General features: G+C 48.6%; 14 protein-coding genes and 1 pseudogene. 6 read left to right on the forward strand and 9 right to left on the reverse strand.

What is annotated here, in order from left to right:
- Window positions 1-90: 90 nt before the first annotated feature.
- A complete protein-coding gene (locus OLTU_RS03565) occupies window positions 91-1116 on the reverse strand; it encodes an N-formylglutamate amidohydrolase (RefSeq protein WP_141731382.1) in 1026 nt (341 codons plus the stop codon).
- Window positions 1117-1745: 629 nt separating this feature from the next.
- Here OLTU_RS03565 and OLTU_RS03570 point away from each other — a divergent pair.
- The 3 genes from OLTU_RS03570 to OLTU_RS03580 all read left to right on the forward strand — a co-directional run bounded on the left by OLTU_RS03570 (window position 1746) and on the right by OLTU_RS03580 (window position 5127).
- Entirely contained in the window at window positions 1746-3500 is a 1755-nt protein-coding gene (locus OLTU_RS03570) for a methyl-accepting chemotaxis protein (protein ID WP_218109815.1), read from the forward strand.
- Between the two features lie 155 nt (window positions 3501-3655).
- Entirely contained in the window at window positions 3656-4111 is a 456-nt protein-coding gene (locus OLTU_RS03575) for a chemotaxis protein CheW (RefSeq protein WP_141736737.1), read from the forward strand.
- 488 nt (window positions 4112-4599) lie between these two features.
- Window positions 4600-5127 carry a matrixin family metalloprotease gene (locus OLTU_RS03580; protein WP_141731384.1) on the forward strand — a complete coding sequence of 176 codons (528 nt, stop codon included), beginning with the start codon at window positions 4600-4602 and terminating at the stop codon, window positions 5125-5127.
- Between the two features lie 244 nt (window positions 5128-5371).
- Here OLTU_RS03580 and OLTU_RS03585 read toward each other — a convergent pair whose 3' ends face one another.
- Window positions 5372-5851, reverse strand: a complete 480-nt coding sequence (locus OLTU_RS03585; RefSeq protein WP_141731385.1) for a hypothetical protein — start codon at window positions 5849-5851, stop codon at window positions 5372-5374.
- Window positions 5852-5865: 14 nt separating this feature from the next.
- The gene (locus OLTU_RS03590) at window positions 5866-8295 is read right to left on the reverse strand and encodes an EndoU domain-containing protein (protein WP_141731386.1); all 2430 of its coding nucleotides are present in this window, start codon (window positions 8293-8295) and stop codon (window positions 5866-5868) included.
- Between the two features lie 155 nt (window positions 8296-8450).
- Between OLTU_RS03590 and OLTU_RS33115 the strand changes: the two are divergent.
- A pseudogene (locus OLTU_RS33115) lies at window positions 8451-8669 on the forward strand (DUF2201 family putative metallopeptidase); the annotation flags it as partial.
- A gap of 128 nt (window positions 8670-8797) precedes the next feature.
- On the opposite strand, the gene OLTU_RS03600 reads toward OLTU_RS33115, so the two are convergent.
- Window positions 8798-9601: a nucleotidyl transferase AbiEii/AbiGii toxin family protein gene (locus OLTU_RS03600; RefSeq protein ID WP_141731387.1), complete on the reverse strand. Its 804-nt coding sequence runs from the start codon at window positions 9599-9601 to the stop codon at window positions 8798-8800.
- Complete coding sequence (locus OLTU_RS03605; protein ID WP_176736307.1) at window positions 9583-10590, reverse strand: type IV toxin-antitoxin system AbiEi family antitoxin; 1008 nt, start codon at window positions 10588-10590, stop codon at window positions 9583-9585. Before OLTU_RS03605 ends, OLTU_RS03600 begins: the two co-directional genes overlap by 19 nt.
- Before the next feature lie 1432 nt (window positions 10591-12022).
- Here OLTU_RS03605 and OLTU_RS03610 point away from each other — a divergent pair.
- A complete protein-coding gene (locus OLTU_RS03610) occupies window positions 12023-12358 on the forward strand; it encodes a serpin family protein (protein ID WP_141731389.1) in 336 nt (111 codons plus the stop codon).
- A gap of 92 nt (window positions 12359-12450) precedes the next feature.
- Here the strand turns inward: OLTU_RS03610 and OLTU_RS03615 are convergent, their stop codons facing one another.
- The 4 genes from OLTU_RS03615 to OLTU_RS03630 form a co-directional block, all read right to left on the reverse strand.
- Window positions 12451-13869 (reverse strand): chemotaxis protein CheX, encoded by a 1419-nt coding sequence (locus tag OLTU_RS03615; protein WP_141731390.1) that lies wholly within the window; start codon window positions 13867-13869, stop codon window positions 12451-12453.
- 129 nt (window positions 13870-13998) lie between these two features.
- Window positions 13999-15630, reverse strand: a complete 1632-nt coding sequence (tnpC, locus tag OLTU_RS03620; RefSeq protein ID WP_141731391.1) for an IS66 family transposase — start codon at window positions 15628-15630, stop codon at window positions 13999-14001.
- Complete coding sequence (gene tnpB, locus OLTU_RS03625) at window positions 15627-15995, reverse strand: IS66 family insertion sequence element accessory protein TnpB (RefSeq protein WP_141731392.1); 369 nt, start codon at window positions 15993-15995, stop codon at window positions 15627-15629. The genes tnpC and tnpB overlap by 4 nt, the downstream gene beginning before the upstream one ends.
- A gap of 169 nt (window positions 15996-16164) precedes the next feature.
- A complete protein-coding gene (locus OLTU_RS03630) occupies window positions 16165-16389 on the reverse strand; it encodes a hypothetical protein (protein ID WP_141731393.1) in 225 nt (74 codons plus the stop codon).
- A gap of 400 nt (window positions 16390-16789) precedes the next feature.
- Here OLTU_RS03630 and OLTU_RS03635 point away from each other — a divergent pair, with 400 nt between their 5' ends.
- Window positions 16790-20170, forward strand: a complete 3381-nt coding sequence (locus OLTU_RS03635) for a TM0106 family RecB-like putative nuclease (protein WP_176736308.1) — start codon at window positions 16790-16792, stop codon at window positions 20168-20170.
- Window positions 20171-20244 lie beyond the last annotated feature (74 nt).

The raw sequence follows: 20244 nt of genomic DNA on the forward strand, positions 1-20244 counted from the left end.
TGGGCAATGCTTCCCATTTCATGCAATCGACAGACAGAACCTAAGGGGATCTTGCCACGGAGGCATCGATGGTAGGCGACGCTTCGATTGCTATTGATCCTGCCCTTCGATCATTCCCTCACCCTTCCCACTTCTCTCAACAGTCAGTCGAAATCCATAATGAATTTCCAGGAAGTGTTTTATGGATCGGGCAAGCTTAATGGAATAATCTCTGCGGGCTTCAGCACCATTATTGATGTAAACACCGTGGCTCTCTATCTGAGTCCCGTCGATGACACCACCTAGCGTCGAGCCGTGTCGCCGGACATTGTAGCCACCGTTGAAGTAACCACCTTTCCCCGGGTCAGGGAATGCGGGACTTGGCACTACCTTGATACCTTCTGCAGCAAGCAGGCCCCCGAGACTCCTGGGTCCACGGACAATCTCAGCAAGAGAAAGGGCTGAGTTCTGAGCCAGGTGGCGCAAAGTTGATTTACTGACAAGAGCTTTCGTATTAAACGCATCATCAGCGAGCTGCAAATCGGACCTATCGAGCGCAATGCCCAGTTCGACCCACTTGTCTGCATGGCCATTGGTGTGAAAATCAAAATAATGTCCCCTGCCACAGCTTGATGTTACCCACGCCTTGGCGTCCTCGATAAAGGCATGGTATTCGTCCCAGGCTCTGTCCGCGGCCGGGTTTCCGTAGGATAGCTCGTTTGTCTTGGTCCGGTTAGCGTTGAGTCTATTGCGGGTGAGATGATTGACGATAAGGTGAGGCCTTTCACCTGTAAGGCGAAAGAGCTCTTCCACGACCTGTCGAGCATTGTCCTGGCTGCCTCCATCTCGCAATGCCCCTTCTTGAGGAGGAATTTCATCCGGAGCAAGCGTACCACCATGAGGTGCGCTGATGATGATAGGGAGCTGACCTGGAATATACTCGATATAATTCTTTTCTCCGAAATAGGATTCGTTCGCTTCATACTTCCAGTCGGCTGGCGCTGGACCGATGCATCGTTCTGATTGCAGATTTCTTCTGCCATTTTCAGATCCGATTCTCTGTTCCGCAAATGAAGAAGATGCAATCCAGACGACATAAAAGAGACCGGTCAAGCCAAGTATGAAAGAACTAAACATACTTATTATCCTCAAAATTTTTCATTGTTTCTTGGGTATCTTGTAAATGAAGCCAGGCGTCGAGTAAATAGATTGAAATAAAAGAAATGGTCGCATGAAAACACCAGTGTGAAATGGTGACCAAAGTTTACTATTCAGGCAGGGTGCTTCTTGGTTACTCAGGCATGGCAACTGAAGGTCTGTTTGAGGGATTGGTATAACACGAAATAGCAGCGCCACACAGAGCGTTTTCGTGCACATAACTAATTACAGCGATTACTTGCGTGACCACATTGCCGGTCGATCGTAAGTAGCATTTTAATCTGACCTGAATTCGTGCAACCGACTACTATCCAATTTCGAATAAAAAACTCTTCTCACTGAATGCTCGTTGCCCGCAAAATCTGTGAAACCTGCTGCTGGTTCAACTTCGGCTCATACCTGGTTCGGCAAATCACTCATTTAGACTATAAATTTCGCACCACTTTTTCTCATCACGTAATTATGCTTTGCCAATCAACATATTCAGATCACTCTAAAGCGGAAATTTATCGTGCCGATTCCGTGCATGAACACCAGGTTGCTGAATCTTTCATGATCTTATTGGAACGAGAGAAGAAAAGATGCCCCTGATAAAAAAAATAAGAATTATGGGTGGACTTGTTTTTACAATGATGCTGGCGACCCTGGTGATCCTGGGGTTCCTCTTTGCGAATCAATATAGTCTCAATGCGGCTCAGGAACGTCGCTACGATTCCTATCAGCTGGCCAACGAGTTGCGGAAAAGTTCAGAGGACCTAACACGGCTGGCTCGAACCTTTGTGGTGACAGGCGATGCAAAATACGAGAAAGAGTATTTTGATATCCTGGACATCCGGAATGGAAAAGCTCCTCGGCCGGACGGCAGGACCGTTCCCTTGCAGACGTTGATGCGTGAGTTGGGATTCTCAGAAGAGGAGTTTTCCAAGCTCAAGGAGGCAGAAACCAATTCCAATAACCTGGTGGCCACAGAAACGATCGCTATGAATGCCATGAAGACACCTATCAATAGCAGCGACGAGACCGAGTCAGCGAAAGTTAAGGCGGAACGTGCCAATGCCATCAAAATCATGCATGATCAGAAATATCATGACAATAAAGTCATCATCATGAAGCCGATTGATGAGTTCGAGCGCCTCCTGGAGAAAAGAACGCTTCAGGAAGTCAAAAAGTTTGAAGAACGCGGCAGCTTTTTGCTCATCCTCATCGGAATTTTCGCCGTCCTAACCACCATATTGTTCGCCGGCGTATACTTTCAAATTACCCACGCTGTGACCCATCAGCTGGGTGCTGATCCCGCTATTCTCAGCGCAGCGTTACAGCAGATCACATTGGGTGATACTGCAATCGATTTTGGAACCTCCACCAGCCGCGGCGTTTTCCATGATCTCCAGACCATGGTGAAGGGCTTGAATGAGAAGGCGGAACAAGCGGAAGCCATTGCGGATGGTAATCTGACGAATGACATTAGAGTGCTTTCGGATAAGGATCGCTTGGGCAAGTCCTTCTCGAAGATGAACGCTATCCTGAAGGATGTGATATCCCGGGCCAATCAAGCTGCAAATTTTGTCTTGTCTGGTTCCAGCCAAGTTTCAAGTGCCAGCCAGAGTCTTTCCAGTGGTGCGAACGAGCAGGCTTCTGCGATTGAGGAAATCTCCAGCTCGGTGACCGAGATCAGCACCAAAGTCAAGATTAATGCCGACGCTGCCAATAGCGCCAGCGAAACCGCTGCGTATGCTCAAGCTGCAGCGGAACACGGCCGCATACAAATCGAAAACACTCTTCGGGCTATGCAGGATATCAAGGTATCCAGCCTCGAAATATCCAAAATCATCAAAGTCATCGATGATATCGCCTTTCAAACCAATCTGTTGGCTCTCAATGCTGCCGTGGAGGCCGCACGTGCTGGACGACATGGGCGGGGCTTTGCCGTCGTCTCTGAGGAGGTTCGCAATCTGGCAGGTCGCAGTGCCAAGGCAGCTCGAGAAACCACAGAGCTGATTGAGTCCTCTTCGCGCAAGGTGGCCAGCGGCTTGAGTGAAGCCGAGAAGACGACGGCATCCTTCAAGGAGATCGTCGACGGCTCGCTGAAAGTGGCGGAAATCGTGAAGCAGATTGCCACGGCCAGTCGTGAGCAGGCCACTGGGATCGCGCAGATCGCAGTTGGAATTGAACAAGTCAATAAAGTTACACAGACAAACTCAGCGAACGCTGAAGAGACCGCGTCCGCATCCGAGGAATTGGCCAGCCAGGCTCAGGAATTGCAGCGCAATCTTTCGTATTTCAAGCTCGATCGCTCTCAGGTGGATCATGCATCGGCTGAAAGAGAAGGCCTGGGGAAGGTGCGTATTCTACGTGCTGGATGATTGGCTCTGGGATGGTCTTTGACCAGCGCGGTTGTGGCAAGAGCATCCCGGTGGCATAAATTCAAGCAAGGAAGGGAAAACCTGTGGTCACGAAAAAAGCCAATGAGCGTGAGCATCAGGATGATGATGACTGGAATGAGGATGAAGAGGATAGCATGAAAGGCCGCTATCTGGGCTTTCGTGTGCATGGAGAAGACTACGGTATTGAAATCCAATACGTGACGGAAATCATTGGCATTCAAAAAATTGCTGCCGTGCCCGAAATGCCTGATTTCATAAAGGGCGTTATCAACCTGCGTGGGCAGGTGATTCCGGTGATGGATGTTCGCACCCGCTTTCGTATGCCTTTTCAGGAGTATAACGAAAGAACCTGCGTGATCGTGGTGAATCATGATGAGCATCCCATCGGTCTTGTAGTGGACTCCGTTAACGAAGTGACGAGCATTCCGGAGGAGAATGTCTGCGAGCCACCACGCGTGGCCCACAATGAGAGTGCCCGCTACATCCGTGGCATAGGCAAGGTGGGGGACGAGGTTCGCATCATACTGGATGTCAGCAAGTTGCTCTATGGATCGGAAGCGGAAGCCCTCGCGCAGATGACTCCTGCTTAACAAGGATTGGCTCCGGAGCCTGACGGTGATCAGGTTCTTGTCCATCATGCTCGAAACCGCTACGTTTCATGCCTTTCATAGGGATGATTTCCTCTTTCATCATCATTAGATACATCCACTTGCGGTGAAAAAATCTGGTAAAAATACCGTACTGTTTCCGATTTCGCCATAAGCATCAGCACTCTCAACAACTTACCCGGATACTGCTGGCAGTTGCGCCAGGCACTGTGCAACCGCATGAGCTTGCCAGCTCGTCGTCTGATTTTAAAAAACAGTGCACCATGGAAAGGCGTAAATCTCGAGGTTGTGCTGGCGATTGCAGCGAATCCGGGCTCTTAAGGTATTTCACAGCCATCGCCACCCCGGGGCATATGGCAAGAGCCGCAGCGCGGAGTGTTCACACTGTGATATGCAAAAACCTGGCATGCACCTTGCTCAAGGCCCGCTACAGTTGGTCCTGCTTTGGTAAAAACAATTTGAGGTGATTCATGCTTTCGTTCTGCAGTCAATTGGCTCGCCATTCTTCGAGTCATGGTGCCATCTTCACGATCCTGAGTGCGATTCTTCTCGTCGCTTGCGGGGGCGAACCCACATCTGTGTCCACCGTTTCCGCTCAACAGGCAAGCGCCGGCCTTCAGTACAGAGTGGACAGGGCGGTTGTCAAGTGGATGAATGAAACGGCACGGGCGGGAAATCCGCCGCGGGTTCTGGCCGTAACGGAGCCGGATCAAGCCGCGATTTGCAAGGCGTTCGATGGTTCTGGACCCGGCTGCGCCGTCGAAGCCTTCGCCGACCTTGGCAGCTTTCAAATAACGGTCATGGAAGGTGCGAACGAACGCACCATTTTGCACGAAGTCGGGCACGCTCTTGGCCTGGATCACACTCCTTCGATCAAGGACGTCATGTATCCTTACGCTTTTTACAACCAAACGACGGAATTTTCGGCCACCGATATCCAAAACATTCGAGCCATCTACGGCAGCCCGGTGTCGACGTCGACTCCTACCGGTTTTTGATTCTCGCCGATTCCGCGCTTTTATCCGCGAAACGTTTGTGTCTTGAACGCGTATGGGTGCAGCTCATTTTGCCGACGGATGACCTGCACTTTCCTGAATATATGTTGAATCCGTCTTTGACCCATTCGATAAATCGCAGCAGGAATTGTCACTTTCCGACCAAGCATTCCAGATTGGTTTAGCCCTCAGATTATGCCTTCTGACTGATCGTACTGACCCGATTTCAGTTCCATTTGAAAAATCTTCACTTCGCACAATACTCTGCCAATATTTTCAAATTCTTTTCTAGTGGAGGAATAGAGCTATATAAGATGCCTTTCTTCTTCGCAAACTCAATTGTTACTCGAACAGCATTGCAAATCTGTTCTATGAAATCTGATGTTAGAATTTCAACTTTACGCAGCTCAACATTGAATTCAGCATCGGTGTCGGTATCGTACTTTTCTTCCATGAAAGTTAGTTTTAGACTTTTTCCCTCCATAGCAATTAATATTTTGTACGGGCCATCCATGAAATTCAACTGGTGACTCTCAGATCCTCCGCGGAGGATTGCGATGAGATTATCGGTCCACATATGCAGAACACCGGGAATCAGGTCATTCCAGCTCTTACTGGGAAAAAACCATCCATCCACGTCAAAATATAATTCACCAGTAAAAGAGGACTTGGATGATGGCCCAACACAGAATGTTTCCTCGCGCACAACCAGCCTAACACTTTTCATAAAGCACCTTAAATTTATCTGAAAATTGGAAAGGCCGTTTCAACGACTTTTTCAACAGAATTATAATACAGCTTGATTGAAAGGCCTCCACCTTTCCCCACCAGAATTAGTCTATCGCCTTGAGTGCCCACTCTCTTGGCATTTCTGAATGCCTCTTCGACAGCCTTTTGAACAGCTTTTTGGGACATATAGTCTGGAAATAAAGTTTTAGCGGTGCCCTCTGCAATTCTTGAGCCGCCAGCCATATGTCCCGAAAAAATGTGACCCCATTCCACTTTGACTTTCTTGAAACTCGGAAGACTTATGTTAATCGCGCCGGTTTGTCCACCTGGGAGCATCGGCTTCATAATAAGCTGCTTGGTGAGCTTCAAGACTCTGGAGAACGACCCCACGGATCGATATACAGCCTTCGCCCCGTCTTTCAATGCCACAGCGCCACCGCCGCTGACAACTCCACCTGTCAACTGAACTGCGAAAAGTTTGAAACCCTGATACTGTCCGTTCGCCAGATATTTTTCAGTTTGTTTGATAATTTCCTGGGCAACCCGGCCGGTAGGACCCCTGGCTGCTTCCGCGGGAATGTCTTCTGGACTTATTCGACCATCCAGGACTGCTTTTGCAATTTCTGCACCTCTGAATTCCGGGATTGTTGCCGGTCCGGTTTGCTCGGAGCCAAGCAGAATTGCATCAAAAAAACCATCCATCAGTGAAGACGTTTGATTGAAGTAAGCAGCCAAGGTTTCAGGTCGTTCTTCCTCTTTGGATTTTTCGGCTTCATCATCTTTGTTAAGGTCATCGGGGCTGCCTCTTACAATCACTTCATACGATCGGCCGCCGATGTCTGTGGTTCCCATTGTTGTATCGGCCACAAGATTGGAATTTGACCCGCAGGCTTTCGTGTATTGCGCTTGCAGGTCATCTATAAGCGGCAGGAAAAGCTGATCACTGGTCTGGAGTATCAGACGTAAGTAGTCCTTTTTGATGTTGTCATTTTCATCAAGTAAGGGCCAATCACCCAGTATCTCGGCAATCTTTCTGAGGGAGATTTTTTGGTATTCAGATCGAAGCTTAACAAAGTGGTTATCATCAACCTTGTCCGTTGTCTTACAGGTATTGTTTCTTGGAGTCGCCGTGGCGATAGGCTCCGGTTCCTCCTCAAAGTTGTCGGCAGGGGTTGTCCATCTTGGATCCAAGGGGTCGCGCCCACTCGGGATCACAAAGGGCGTCCGATCCTGACCGTCAGGTGCCGTCCATGTTGTACGTAATTTTATGCTTTCCAGTCGCTTGCAATTGGCTCGCTGTTTTGTAAGGGCTGTATTGAAGTCCACGCGGTTTATTAGGCCGTTTCCGTCAATGGCGATTTTTTCTCCCAATCCTGGATCGTGAGAAATGGACGCATTGAGATTGGACGTCGACGGTGTCAAACGCGTAGCTGTTTCAGCGGTGAATGAGGCGTTGTTCCGGCTTGCATGCAAATCAGTGTTCTCAACGGAATCGCCCTCTGCCAAATCAGAAGTCATAAACGATCCTACACCGCCTGGATTCTGACCAAATTCGTTGCAGTTGTACTGGTCATAGATCTTTTTTGCCTTGTCAGCACAGCTCTCGATCATGCCATCTGGGGAAGCAAACTTCGCTCTTTCCAGGAAAGCGCTCTGGTCCTTACAGATATTGTTGCAATAGGAGCGGGTAAATGTATCGAGATCGGACTGCACTGCATCGATCAGGTTTTGTTCATACTCTTCAGCGGTGGCAGCCGAGCACTTGCCAGACTTGGACTTCTCTCTAGCTGCTTTCAAGGATATCTCATATGAAGCAAGCTCCAGCCCAATGGCATTCAAATAGCCAAGATAATCGGCAAAAAGAATCCTCTTCAGCTGATGTTTTTCCGTCGTGTTTTGTAAGGTATCGCCTAGAAATACATCGTCCGCAACGCGAGTCCAGATCGTCGTAGGACTGCCAAAATTTTCCTTCAATATTTCTTGATGGGCTTCCCATTCTTTCTTTTCAGCCGGTGAGAGTTCCTCCGAATTTCCCTCAGATGCGCCGATGATGCCTCCTCTCTCTACCTTGCCGAATTCAGGCTCCTTCTCAGGGAGTCTGTCCAGGATGGCTTTGGCTGTTGCTTCGTCAATATCCAGCCGAGGATTGAAGCGTGTATCCTTGACTTCGGGTGGTTGATAGGAGGGCTTTTTGTTCTCATTCAGCGCCTTTTTCAGCAGTTCAGCTTCTTCGGGAGTGAGTTTAATTGAAAACTTGTCCTCCCGGGGTTGCAAGGATGGCATTTCCAACTCTGTTTTCGGAGGGGAGCCGAAATCGAGTCCCTTCAATAATTCAGGGTCGATGTCTGGAATTCTCAATGGTCCCTGAGCCTTCGCAACAGGAGTCAAAGCACTGATGGCTGCAATGCAGATCGAAAGAAGTAAACATTTCATGCGAATCATATAGGTGACTCCGACTTTTAGATGCCAGGAGCCGGGAATATATCGAAATCGATTAGGTTGGACAAGGGTAAACAATGCCAAAATGGCTATTCCTGAGGGAATTTCGTTCTCAGAGATGTGATAATGATATCTCTCGGTTATATCTGAAGCTTGAGCGCGTCAAGGTCCAAGGTCGGGGAGGCACAGCTCTTCAGCCGGGGATTGAGCTACTCGAGATGGCTACAGACTTTCCTAAGGATGGCCCGATTCTCATTATTACTGATGGGGAGATCGAGAGCCGTCTTGAGATCAGAAGAACTCATGCCTTCCTGGTGTCAAAACACAGGAGACTGCCGTTTGCTCCCAAGGGGAAGGTATTTTCCATTGAAGAGTGATGCTTTCGCTCTTACCGCTCTCTGCACTGCAAGGGTTTCGGATAGGCAAGCCATCGGTCCAGGTAGTTTTTGGCCTCTAGGCCTAGCTATGGCTCAATGAGCGAGGTAGACAGGTCTCCCGCTTACGGTCATTTCATGTTCGAAAGCATGGCTTGGATCTGATCTATGCATACACTAATGTTTTTGCGTCTGGCCATCTGTTGAAAGAAAACTGATATTTCAGAGAGATCCAGTTCCCTCTCCAATATTCCCTTCATTTCCTCAAGGGCTCGGTTTGAACAGAGTCTATAGAGATCCCTCCCGATTAATGCAGCACCTGCTCGTTCCATTGTAAAGTTTTTCATCTCTGCCAAGTCAGAGTTTTCGTCATAGAATCGGTCAAAGTTCCCGGCCTCAAGATAGTTCGATATAATTGTGTCGATATCCATGGGGTCTTGAGGTCTTTCTCTGGGACGATCGTTCCAAGCTATTGTCTTCAGCAATACCAGGCTCGACAGAGAGGCAATTCGTATCTCGATATTGTTGTCGGTTCTGAATTTATGGGCAGTTCTGAAGGCATCATCAAAGCCCAGCATGTTCATGACCTTTCCATCTTGAGGCCACAATATTTCGCTTTTGTTCGTCTGTATATCTCCAAATGGCATAATGTCGAATATCGCTGTCTTGTAATGGAAATTGTACTCTGCTCTTTGCTGTCGAAAACCGAGGCCAATGAGCCGGGCTTTAAGGTCCGCGTATAGGTCCCAACTGCCTATGCGGACAGCCAGGTCTGCGTCTCTAGTTGCTCTCGATGGTTGGAGCTTATGATATTGCATTAAGATATCTCGAGCTGCTGCACCGACAATGATGAAATTGTCGCTGCATAACTTGTGGAGATGATTCAAGCCTTCCAGTACGTCTTTGTCGATGTCGATTAAAGGGGCTTTATCCATATCTCTCGTATTTCCCTTGCGATCTTCAAGTCTCTTGGATCTGCGCTATCCATGAGATCAGCATAGATGAGCGGCAGATCCACTATGCCCTGCTTTTCTTCTTTCCAATCGAAATTCCAAAACTTTTTACGAATTTCTATTTTCCCATTTTCGGTTGGGCGCAGGCGAAGCTCTTTTGCTACTTCGTGTGGACTATCACTGTATATGAGGAAACGGTTCGGAAGTTCGGACCCGATTACCAAATCGGCAGCTTTCGCGCCGCTCCAGTAGCCATTCTTGAGCTTGACAGGAGTGGTTCGCAGATCCATGTACTGTTTGTCACTATTGGCATCAAATAAGTGCTTTTCAACTTTCGGGAGTATTCTTCGGAGATACTCTACAGTCCAAAGTTCAAGCATCTTGCCAGGGTCAACTAAGCGAAGTCTATTACTGTCATTGACGATGTAGTTCGACTCTACTAATTCTTTTAGATATTTGTTGACTGCGCCTAGCGAGACATCTATTCGGTCGGCTATTTGCCTTTGGGTTTTGTGTGACTCGTGATTCATCGCCATGAGGTAATGAATGAATTTTGCCTTGGCGATCGAAGTTGTGAAAGCCTTGCCGCTCCTTTGGGAGTCGTTCTTGTTTTGTTTCTTGCTTGTCCATTTCTTTGTGGTAGCGCTATTCGTTATGATGATGGGAATCGAGAAGTCACCATCATTCGCGATGTATGGGGTTCTTATTTCCAGGAATTTTCTCTTCTGTTGTTCAGACAAATCCCCCATCTCGATAACGTTCTCTATTTTACTAGTTGATGATCGTGGTCTATTTATTCCTTTTTGGTTGTAGATCACCCAGAATGGATATTCAGCAGTTCCTATTTTAATAGCGATGGAAGCATCATAAGACTGGTCGATCGAGGCGAGTATCCAATAGCTCTGGATCCGAACTCTTAGGCCGGTTTGGTGAGAGAATCGATCGAGAGCGCTTTTAATTGTTCTGTCCATGTTCACAAAATCCATCGTGTTCACATAATATGAACATAGCATGAAACGTGAACGAATTGCTATAGCTCCGCATATTATCCCAACTATATTGCGAAAAATGTCCTATCGGGCATAATTCGTGCGAACGTTCACATTTCTGTTCAATCTTTGATTGTCCATTAAACACAAGCACTTATCGCGCAAAATCATAACAAATATTTAATAAAAACAACCATATAGATTACAAACGGTAAAGATTTCTGAAACGCGATATTTCCCCCAAAAAAGCTCCGATATATCTGAAGCCTGAGTAGGTTTGGCTGGGTTAAAGGGATTATCCGGCCTTCCAAGCTGTTCATGCCTCAGAACGGAGATCGCATGCGCTATTTAGGAAGGCAGCTTGTCTTCTCACCTCTGACCTTTGCACCTTCGCCGAATCCGAGTTCGCCTCCTGGATGGAACGATGCGAGAAGGAGACCTGGGCGCTTTACCAACGGTGCAGAAGCACCTGTGATTCACGAGTATGCAACTGCCTGCCTTTGGAGTCTTTCCCGGCAGTTTAATCGCCCAACAAGCGACTGCCTTGTCAACCAATGTCGAGAGGGGCGATATTCTGATGAAGCATCAGATTAAGAGTCGTCTCGAGATCAGGAGGGCGCATGCTTTCCTGGTGCCAAAACACGGGAGACTGCCGTTTGCTCCCAAGGGAAAGGTATTTCATTGAAGAGTGATGCTGGATTTTACCGCTCTGTGCGTTGCATGGGTTCCGGATAGGCTTTTCAATATACCGAAGTTCAACCGATCGTGATTGACGGCATGACGATTCGGGTACCACTTTTTAAATCACAACTTCCGATTCGTATCAAGAAGCCCTTGAATTCTGGATTTCCTTCCTCCTTTTGAGCCGTTTCATACACTGATACCAGTGAGGTTATGGAGCGTAAACACACGACAGAGGAGGCCTGTCGCGTGATGGGCAAGTAGTGTTGTCGGTCTATAAACCGCGTATACGAAATGACCCCATGCTTAAAAATTAGGATGACCCGATTTTGGCTAGCAATCTTAACCGTTTAAGGGAGAGCTTTTCCTTCCCTCTCTGACTTTGAGCGCGAGGTTTTTAAGATTCATGCCAAAGATCAAGAAAAAGTTGAGAAGGAAAGCAAAAAAAATGATGAGGTCCATTACTGCAGTCGCAGGTGTGTACAGCTTACTTAAAGATCTCTGGGGATTTGGTGAGTTTATCTATGAGCTGATTCAAAACTTCATTTAAACGCCTCCATCACAGAACTATGCGCAATTTGCTTCGGGATTCCGGTTTAGATTGCGCAAAGGCTTGCTATAGGGCGCTTGCATTCGGATGCAAGCGCCTCGTTGGGTCATACAAAGTTTTGTGCCTGAGCATGCTAAAGAGCTGTCTTAGGAGGGCATCACCGACCGTTCGAAGGGCCCTGCCATGAGAATGTCCTTTTGCTCTCTGAGCGGTGTACTTTTGCAAGCGGCTGGTATGGTGCAGGCCTTCAATCCCCATCAAGCCCAATTCGGACGTATGGGCCGTTCGCATGGTGATGCCTCCGTTTTTATCAGCCAGGTTCTGCAGAAAACTGCTGTTGAAATGGATGAGGCCGGTTTCAAGGCGGCTGCCGTCACTGGAGTTACGATGAGCGTGACATCTCTGCCGCCCAAGCCCATTTTGAGCTTTATTGCTGATCGTCCCTTCTTCCTGGCTCTTCGTGACAGCCAGACAGGTGCAATGCTCTTCCAGGAGGTTGTTGCCAATCCCAAGTATTGAAAGCTGCTTGCTGGTCAATCTTGAGACGTCGCTCAACAAGCTGCTGCAGGCCTGCAGCAGCATCGCTAGCGACGTGGATGCTTCATGACAATTTACAGCATATTGAAACGCAGCACACAATGAGACTGGTGCATTTGGAGTTGGACCTGAACGATCTCATGGTGCATTTCATCGAACACGGGTTTGCCAAGTCTCTTGACCACTCTAGGAAGACTCGCGGTCAAGCGAACTCCCTCGTTAGCCAATCTAACCTTGACTTTACCGAGCACCTGATTGCAAATCTCACCCGCGAAATCGTGGAGGCTTTCCGGATCGGACGCGGCGCTCTCATCAGCAAGTGTGGCCTGAGCCACCTTTTGGAAAAACGCTTCATCGAAATCAATAGACAGAGTGCCTTTTGCATCCTGGCCAATAAAGGAAATCAATCCTGTGATCTCCTTATGGGCATGATTGTCTTTGGTCAATCTCACCTCGCCGATTACGGGATACTGCTGCGTATAGAATTCCAGAATCTCCCGCGTTGCCATGGTAAAGGACGAGATCAACCGGAGATGATAACGCAGGGACACTTCCGGCTTCTGAGTTTGCTCCCCTATAATTCGCATGAAATCATCAGCATTCATCGGCTTGGCTACAATATTATCGATGACGCTCAGAGGATACTCGGTCCAGTCTGTTTCCGTTGCAGCTGCTTCATCGAAGAGGAGGATGCGGGTCCTTTCCCCATGCGCTTTGAGCCACTTCAACTGGTCGGAATCCAGTTTTTTTCCCTCATCGGAGCTGAGAAGGATAATATCGTAGAGCTGGTCTGTTGTCTGACCGAGCCGGTCGTCCAATCCAGCACCTAGAGATAGATCGAGTTGTCCATCCAGATTTTTCTTCAGAGCGGATCCCCATCTCTGGTCAGCGCCGACAAGTAGAATTTTCTTTTTTTGCAAAACCAAGCTCATTCTCCAGTCCATTGTGCTCAGAAAAAGTTGCCCACGGCCTTTGGCCTGTGCCTTCGCTCTATTATGAATCGGATGCGACGCACAAAACCTTAGGAGGAACTTAACACGGATCTGTTCCAGGCGGATGGCAAGGATGATCCGGATTTGACTCGCATATGGCGCATTCGCCGATCTTTTAATAGGCCATCCAATAGCGAGGTTCGAAGGGGACTGATAAAACCCAGTGCCTCGTTGGAACAAATGGGATAACATTGTCCGCGAGATAAATGGAACGTTCCGGCGACCAGCACAGGACGGACAAAAACCTCGACATTTGCAGCTAAATGGCTCAATAATTGAGTGGATGCAATCGTCACATTTGAGTCTGACAAATCCCTCGGATAAAATGCCGCAGCTTAAAAATTTGTCAAACTCGCGCCTTATAAAATCTGGTAACGCCTTTCGATCGGAATCCCCGGCGATTGTATCAAAAAAAGTTTGGGAATGCTCCTCCAGAACCTTATAGAGTATGGTTTGCTCTGGCTCATGTCTTTTATATTCTGCATAGGATGTCTTTGCCATAACCCTGGAAGAATTATTCGTCCGGGAAGAATATTGGCACTGACATTTTCAACGATTCAAAGACTTCGCATATTCGTAGGCATTACATATGCAGTTTTCAAAGAACAATTGATTCCATAAAACTCTTGTCTAGGCCGATCGAGCTTTATCATATCTGACGTATTTTTTGATGCGATCAATCTCATTGGGCGGGGCGGCCTGCCAATTCCAGGGCAAAAGGCTATCGAGGCGGGATATCTGGTGACCTTCATTGAGTCTGATCGTGATATCGGTCAGATAGTCCTCGGGACAGATCATGTACAGTCTGCAGGTCGCGATGATTGTATAGTAGACTTCGAGGGCAACGCTGCCGGAGCGAGCCTGCGTAAATAAGTGATTTTTCTGGCAGAGCTTTGGAAGCCTTAGAGCCCGCTCCACCCGGTTATTGTCTGGCCAGACTTTCGGATCTTCTAAAAAATAGCAAAGCTTCTGCCAATGGCGGTTCAAATAGCCAATGGCCTTGCCAAGGGTAGACCTTGGAGGCGGATCGAAAGAATTGGCCCGCTCTTTGATCCTGTCCATAATAGGCCGAGACTCGCTGTCTCGAACGACCAAAAGTTGATCGCCGGTAACCCCCTTCGCTCTTGCCCGATGTTCGATACCATAAAGCTCTGATATGAGCTTGATCACTTCAAGCGACTGCTTTGGAAATGACAGGAGAGAATGAAAGAAATAACGGCGCAGGTGCGCAAGGCATCCGGCATGATCTTTGTTTAAAAGTTTATTGTCGTAGATGTTGAGCCCATCAGTTTGCAACACACCAGGACCGGTTCCAATCAGGTCTGCTACAACCTTACGATTGCGGCCATCCTTGGCCTGGTAGCTGACAGCTTTGTCCGATACAAACGAAAATAGAAACGAAGTCTTGCGCTGACCACTTTCAAAATGTCTGAGCGGAGACTCATCGACATTTAGATACTCTTCTTTCAGATTTAGTTCGTGAATTCTTTGTGCAAGTGAACTCAAAAGAATGCTGCGTCTTTCGAGGGCGCGATTCAGAGTCGATCTGTCAAGATCAAGCCCCTCATAGGTCATCATCCTTCGTTGCCTATACAGCGGCAGAGATATATCAAATTTATCAAGAGCGAGCCGTGATACAAACCGGGGGCTAAATTTAGAGCCCTCGGCGGCTCTGATCGAAGCTGGCATTCTAAGAGTCGTCGAGCCGCAACTGCAGGAGCCCTTGTGCAAGTTAACAGTTCGCTTGACGAACCTTGATGGATGCACGTCAATCTCAACGGCTTCACGGTACTTGCCTTGATCTTTGATCTCGCCTCTGCACTCAGGGCAGATGATCCCTTGAGGAATTTTAGCAGTCCGCTGCTTGTGGGCCATCTTATCGACTGCTGGAGTCGATCGCTCTTTCAAGTCCCTTGCCAGCCTTCGAGCCTCGGCCTGGAGCTCCCGGAGCCTGGCTTTGGATTTCTCTGCGGAATCAGAAAGAGCTGCCTTTTCAGCTGCTGGTTTCGGTGATTTTTTATCCTCAGGGACAGCCTCGCTGGAGCCTTGGTATAGCTGGCGATTAGCCGCACCCAGCTTGCCTTTGGCAAATGACAGCTCAGATTTGCAAAACTCCAGCGCTGAAGCCATATCAAGTATAAGCCGCATGAGATCCGATTTGATAAGGCAAGGAGCCTCGTTTCTTGCCCTATAAATCAGGTTATCAATGTCTGGATAAGATTTCATGCGGCAGAGAATAATGATGTAAGATTCGAGAATCAATGGGAGTTAACCCTCATTTTAGGCTGCCATGGTTTGGGCTTGATGATCGGGTCTAAATTTCCGCCTTCCAAAAGTAGTGCCAGCTCTGTCGGCGCGATTTCACAGGAGTTCTGATTTTCATCGATATTTGGATATTTGAACTGGCCATTTTCGAGGCGCTTGTAGAACAGGCAGCTGCCGCTTCCGTCATAATAGGCCACTTTCGCCAAGCTGCGATTCCGGTTAAAAAAGACAAAGAAAGTCCCGGACCTCGGATCCAAATGCAACTCAGAGTCCACCAGCGCAAATAGTCGATCCATCCCCCAGCGGCCATCAATGGTATTCCGATAGAGAAAAATTTTGATTTGACTCGTTGATATAAACATTAGACAGCCCCATGAACGATAGCTCTGAGTGACGAAAACAGTTCTGCCTCTCCCAGAGCCGCTGGGATACTGACTTCAATAATGCGAACCCTCAGCTCTCCATCATTTGCCACGGTCCGATCTGCATTTTCCTGTGGTTTAAGTTCGACAAAGTTCGGCGGGTCGGTTTTTATCTTGTCTTTTGCTTTAGCTTGTTGACGCTCTTGAACCACTTGTCGGCGCAACTTGTGGATATCCCAATCATGGATGCCATCCTGCTTGGGGTCAAGCTTGGATTCGCTTTAAAGTATTCAATGGCAGCATCTTTAAGCTTTTTCGGATACTTGATTCTGGCTGGATGGCCTGCCTTGGCTTTGGCCTCACGGAATGATTCTGCAAGCGATTCGATGGTCATGATAACTCCTGTAACTTTTGATCACATACTATCAGACCTGACTTTGATGGCTAGTCCCACGAAGATGCAACGCATTCCCAAAAATAAAAACATGTTAGGTGATGGCATTCTAGATTTGAGGTCTCTGCAATCTTCATTTTAAGTATTTTTAGCCTATTATCGAAATTTTCCACATCGTTAGACTGACATTTGCGCGCGATACATTTTGACCACAAAAACGATAAATGTGGTAAAAATGTATCAATGTTCCATGCAACTATCCTTAAATATTGGATAAAGTAGCTAGATCTTATCATTGTAGAGATAAAGGCCACCCCTCTTAAACCGGTAAAAATTTCTGAACCACGAATTTTCGCAAGAAAAGCTCCGATATATCTGAAGCATGGGCAGGGCTGTCTGGGTGAAAAGGATCATCTGGCTGCCAGCTGCTCATGTCCGCAGCATCGGAGACAGCATGCGCTATGTAGGAAGCCAACTCGTATTCTCACCCTCTGATCTTTGTACTTTTGCAGAGTCTGAGTTCGCTTCGTGGATGGATCGATGCGAGAAAGAATCTCCTGGGCGCTTTCCCAAAGACCCCACTGACGAAATGATGAAGATTCTACAGGGTAAAGGACAAGCCCACGAAGCGGCAATTCTCCAGAAGTTCCAAAACCAAGGTCGAAATATAGCTGACCTGAGCAAGGGTTCGGTTGAAGATACAATCCTGACGATGAAGGCAGGGGTGGAAGTCATCTATCAAGCGCCGCTGGCCTTTGAGCAGTTTGCGGGGCGTGCTGATTTCTTAATCAGAGTGGCAGGTCGGTCGAAGCTGGGCGATTACCATTATGAGGTTTGGGATTGTAAGCTCTCCCGGAGTACCAAGCCCGCTTCTTTGATTCAGCTCTGCGCTTATGTCAACATGTTTGAGACTATCCAGGGCAGGCACCCGGAGCGTATTGGTGTGATCCTGGGCATAGGGGAAGAGAAAGCCTATCGAACCCATGACTCCTACTTTTATTATTTTGCCCTTAAGAAGCGCTTTCTGGAGTTCCAGGATCAATTTTCCTTGGATCAGGTCCCAGATCCGATTCAGTCTCATTCCTTTGGTTCATGGGAGACCGCTGCCAAACAAATTCTTGCTGAGAAGGATTCCGTGTTCCAGGTGGCTCGCATGACACGGATGCAGACCAGGCGTCTGGCAGCAGCAGGCGTCCATACCATGGCCCAGCTGGGGCAATTGAAAGACACCAGTGTGCCGGGGATAGCTCCTGATGTCGTGCGGCGTCTGGTCAAACAGTGCCGGATCCAGATCCGCTCGAGGGGGAAGGTGATCCCGGACTGTGAATTGGTGTCAGGGGGTGAGGAGGCACTGTCCCAATTGCCTCCGGCTGACCCCGGGGACCTCTTCTTCGATATGGAGGGGTTCCCGCTTGTGATCAACGGGCTCGAGTACCTTTGGGGGTACGTGTCCCTGGATGCCTCGAAGCCCCGTTTTGAATGTATCTGGGCCCATGATGCCACCGAGGAGCGGGAGGCGCTGAAACGATTTGTGGAGCTGGTCCATGAGCGCTGGCTCAAACATCCCCAAATGCACGTGTATCACTATGCTTCCTATGAGACCAGGGCCCTCAATTATCTGGCCCAACGCTATGGGTGCAGTGAAGCGAAGCTTGATGACCTGCTGCGTAATAATGTCTTCGTTGATCTTTATCAAATCGTTCGGAATTCTTTTGTGATCGGCGCCGATAGCTATTCGATCAAGGTGGTGGAGCACCTTTATAGGCCTCACCGCAATACGGACGTCGCGAATGCTGCTGCCTCGGTTGTGTACTACCAGAACTGGCTTGATGCGTCGGCATTGGGGCTGCCTTCGGCGGCTGAGATACTCGAGGACATCCGGAAGTACAATGAAGACGACTGTCAGTCGACCTATGAGCTCACGGTCTGGCTCCGCAAGCAAATGGAGCAGAACGGGATCCGTTCGAAGCCCCTGCCTGAAATAAAGGGACCCGAACCTGAGGAAGCCGAAGTCCAGGAGCTTATTAAGAAATTGGACGGGATGGGTGAGATTGGTACGCTTCTCAGCCAGCTGCTTTTCTATCACAAACGCGAGATGCGCTGTGAGTATTGGGAATACTTCGCCCGCTTTGAGATGGCGTCTGAAGAACTCTACGATGATCCGGCTTGTATAGCGGGATTGGTGCATGATGGGAAAAGTCCCGAAAAGGTCGCACGAAGCCTCGTGTATACCTTCAAGTTTGACCCGGCTCAGGATGTTAAAGCTCAGGCGGACGACACGTTCTGCTTAAAGCATGATCGAGACTTCAAGGTCACGCTCGTTGAATTGAACCAGGAGTCCGGTATCGTGCGGTTCAAGACAAGTTCGAAAGGGGCTTTGCCAGAAGTATTGGACCTTTTGCCTCAACCGCCAAGACCCAATCAGTTTGAAAAGATCATACGCGAATACGCGAAGGCCCATGTTGAGGGTTCACGCCACAAGGCGCTTGATGATTTCCTTAACCGACAAAGCCCACGTCTTAAGAATGGCGCCCGTCTGCCTGTAAGCGCAGCCTTAACAACCGTCGAGGCTATTATTCAGGTGATATGCGGGATGGATGAGACTTCGTTGGTCATTCAAGGCCCGCCGGGAGCTGGGAAGACCTATACCGGCAGCCGGGCCATCGCCGAACTTTGCCGACGGGGCAAGCGGATCGGTATCATGTCCAATAGCCACAAGGCGATTGATAACCTGCTGGCTGAAGCCGCTCGATGTTTAAAGAGCGAGCCGACGGTTGGAAAGATCATCAAGATCGGACAGCCGGTCTCAGAAATGGAGATTGAGCTCGTTCGCAGTGGTTCCGGGTTGAATGATTTTGATTCTATTGCCCTGGTTGGGGGGACGGTCTATGCATTTGCCAGTGATAACTTCAGAGATCAGTTTGATTACCTGTTTATTGATGAGGCGAGTCAGGTATGCGTCGCCAACCTTATCGCTGCCTCGGCTTCTGCGAAAAACTTTGTATTTCTTGGTGATCAGATGCAGCTGGCCCAGCCCGCGAAAGGGAGTCATCCAGGTGACAGCGGGCTTTCATGTTTGGACTATTACCTCAAGGGTCTGACCACTGTACCGTTGGATAAGGGTGTCTTCCTGCCCATTACAAGACGTCTCCATCCGAGTATCTGCCGGTTCATTTCTGATGCGGTTTACGAAGGTCGCCTGAACCACCATCCATGTACCAATACCCGAATGCTTGTTCCAAACGGCACGGAGGCCCTCGTACAGTCCATAAGTGGTATTCATTACCTGCCAGTGCACCACAGTGGCAATCGACAAAGCAGCGAAGAGGAGGCCCAGCTCATCCACAAGGTCGTTAAAGAACTTTTACATATGGGCTTTGTGGAAAACCAGAGCGGAGCATCTCAGCGCGCTCTTACAAAGAATGACATCCTTATAGTGTCCCCCTACAATTTGCAGGTTAGACTTCTGCAAAGTAAGCTGGGCCGTGAATTTCGAATCGCTAGTGTGGACAAGTTCCAGGGTCAGGAGGCTCCGGTCGTCATCTTATCACTTGGTGCCAGTAGCTCGCATGAAGCTCCACGGGGCGTAGAGTTCATATTCAATCGAAACCGACTTAATGTAGCGCTGAGCCGTGCCCAGTGCCTGGCCATTGTTGTCGGGAACCCGGCATTGGCTTCAGGGTTTGTCAAAAGTCCTGACCAGATGTGCCTTGTCAACTTTTTCTGTAGAATCGTTCTGAACAATGAGGTTGTTGATTGGAAGGAGACAGAGGCTGCATGAGTTGGTTTGCAGTATATGTCTCCTGAATATCAGCAGAGGCTAGGTCAAATATCTCTGAGTCCTCTTCGTCTTCA

The sequence above is a fragment of the Oligoflexus tunisiensis genome, from assembly GCF_001748245.1.
In the GTDB taxonomy this organism is placed as follows: domain Bacteria; phylum Bdellovibrionota_B; class Oligoflexia; order Oligoflexales; family Oligoflexaceae; genus Oligoflexus; species Oligoflexus tunisiensis.

What these genes read in the sequence shown, in the direction of transcription:
- OLTU_RS03615 (WP_141731390.1), bottom strand. Translation starts at nt 13,869, where the DNA reads ATGGCAAAGACATCCTATGCAGAATATAAAAGACATGAGCCAGAGCAA.
- OLTU_RS03590 (WP_141731386.1), bottom strand. Translation starts at nt 8,295, where the DNA reads ATGATTCGCATGAAATGTTTACTTCTTTCGATCTGCATTGCAGCCATC.
- OLTU_RS03610 (WP_141731389.1), top strand. Translation starts at nt 12,023, where the DNA reads ATGAGAATGTCCTTTTGCTCTCTGAGCGGTGTACTTTTGCAAGCGGCT.
- OLTU_RS03585 (WP_141731385.1), bottom strand. Translation starts at nt 5,851, where the DNA reads ATGAAAAGTGTTAGGCTGGTTGTGCGCGAGGAAACATTCTGTGTTGGG.
- OLTU_RS03570 (WP_218109815.1), top strand. Translation starts at nt 1,746, where the DNA reads ATGGGTGGACTTGTTTTTACAATGATGCTGGCGACCCTGGTGATCCTG.
- OLTU_RS03565 (WP_141731382.1), bottom strand. Translation starts at nt 1,116, where the DNA reads ATGTTTAGTTCTTTCATACTTGGCTTGACCGGTCTCTTTTATGTCGTC.
- OLTU_RS03605 (WP_176736307.1), bottom strand. Translation starts at nt 10,590, where the DNA reads ATGGACAGAACAATTAAAAGCGCTCTCGATCGATTCTCTCACCAAACC.
- OLTU_RS03575 (WP_141736737.1), top strand. Translation starts at nt 3,656, where the DNA reads ATGAAAGGCCGCTATCTGGGCTTTCGTGTGCATGGAGAAGACTACGGT.
- OLTU_RS03600 (WP_141731387.1), bottom strand. Translation starts at nt 9,601, where the DNA reads ATGGATAAAGCCCCTTTAATCGACATCGACAAAGACGTACTGGAAGGC.
- tnpB (WP_141731392.1), bottom strand. Translation starts at nt 15,995, where the DNA reads ATGTTTATATCAACGAGTCAAATCAAAATTTTTCTCTATCGGAATACC.
- OLTU_RS03580 (WP_141731384.1), top strand. Translation starts at nt 4,600, where the DNA reads ATGCTTTCGTTCTGCAGTCAATTGGCTCGCCATTCTTCGAGTCATGGT.
- OLTU_RS03630 (WP_141731393.1), bottom strand. Translation starts at nt 16,389, where the DNA reads ATGACCATCGAATCGCTTGCAGAATCATTCCGTGAGGCCAAAGCCAAG.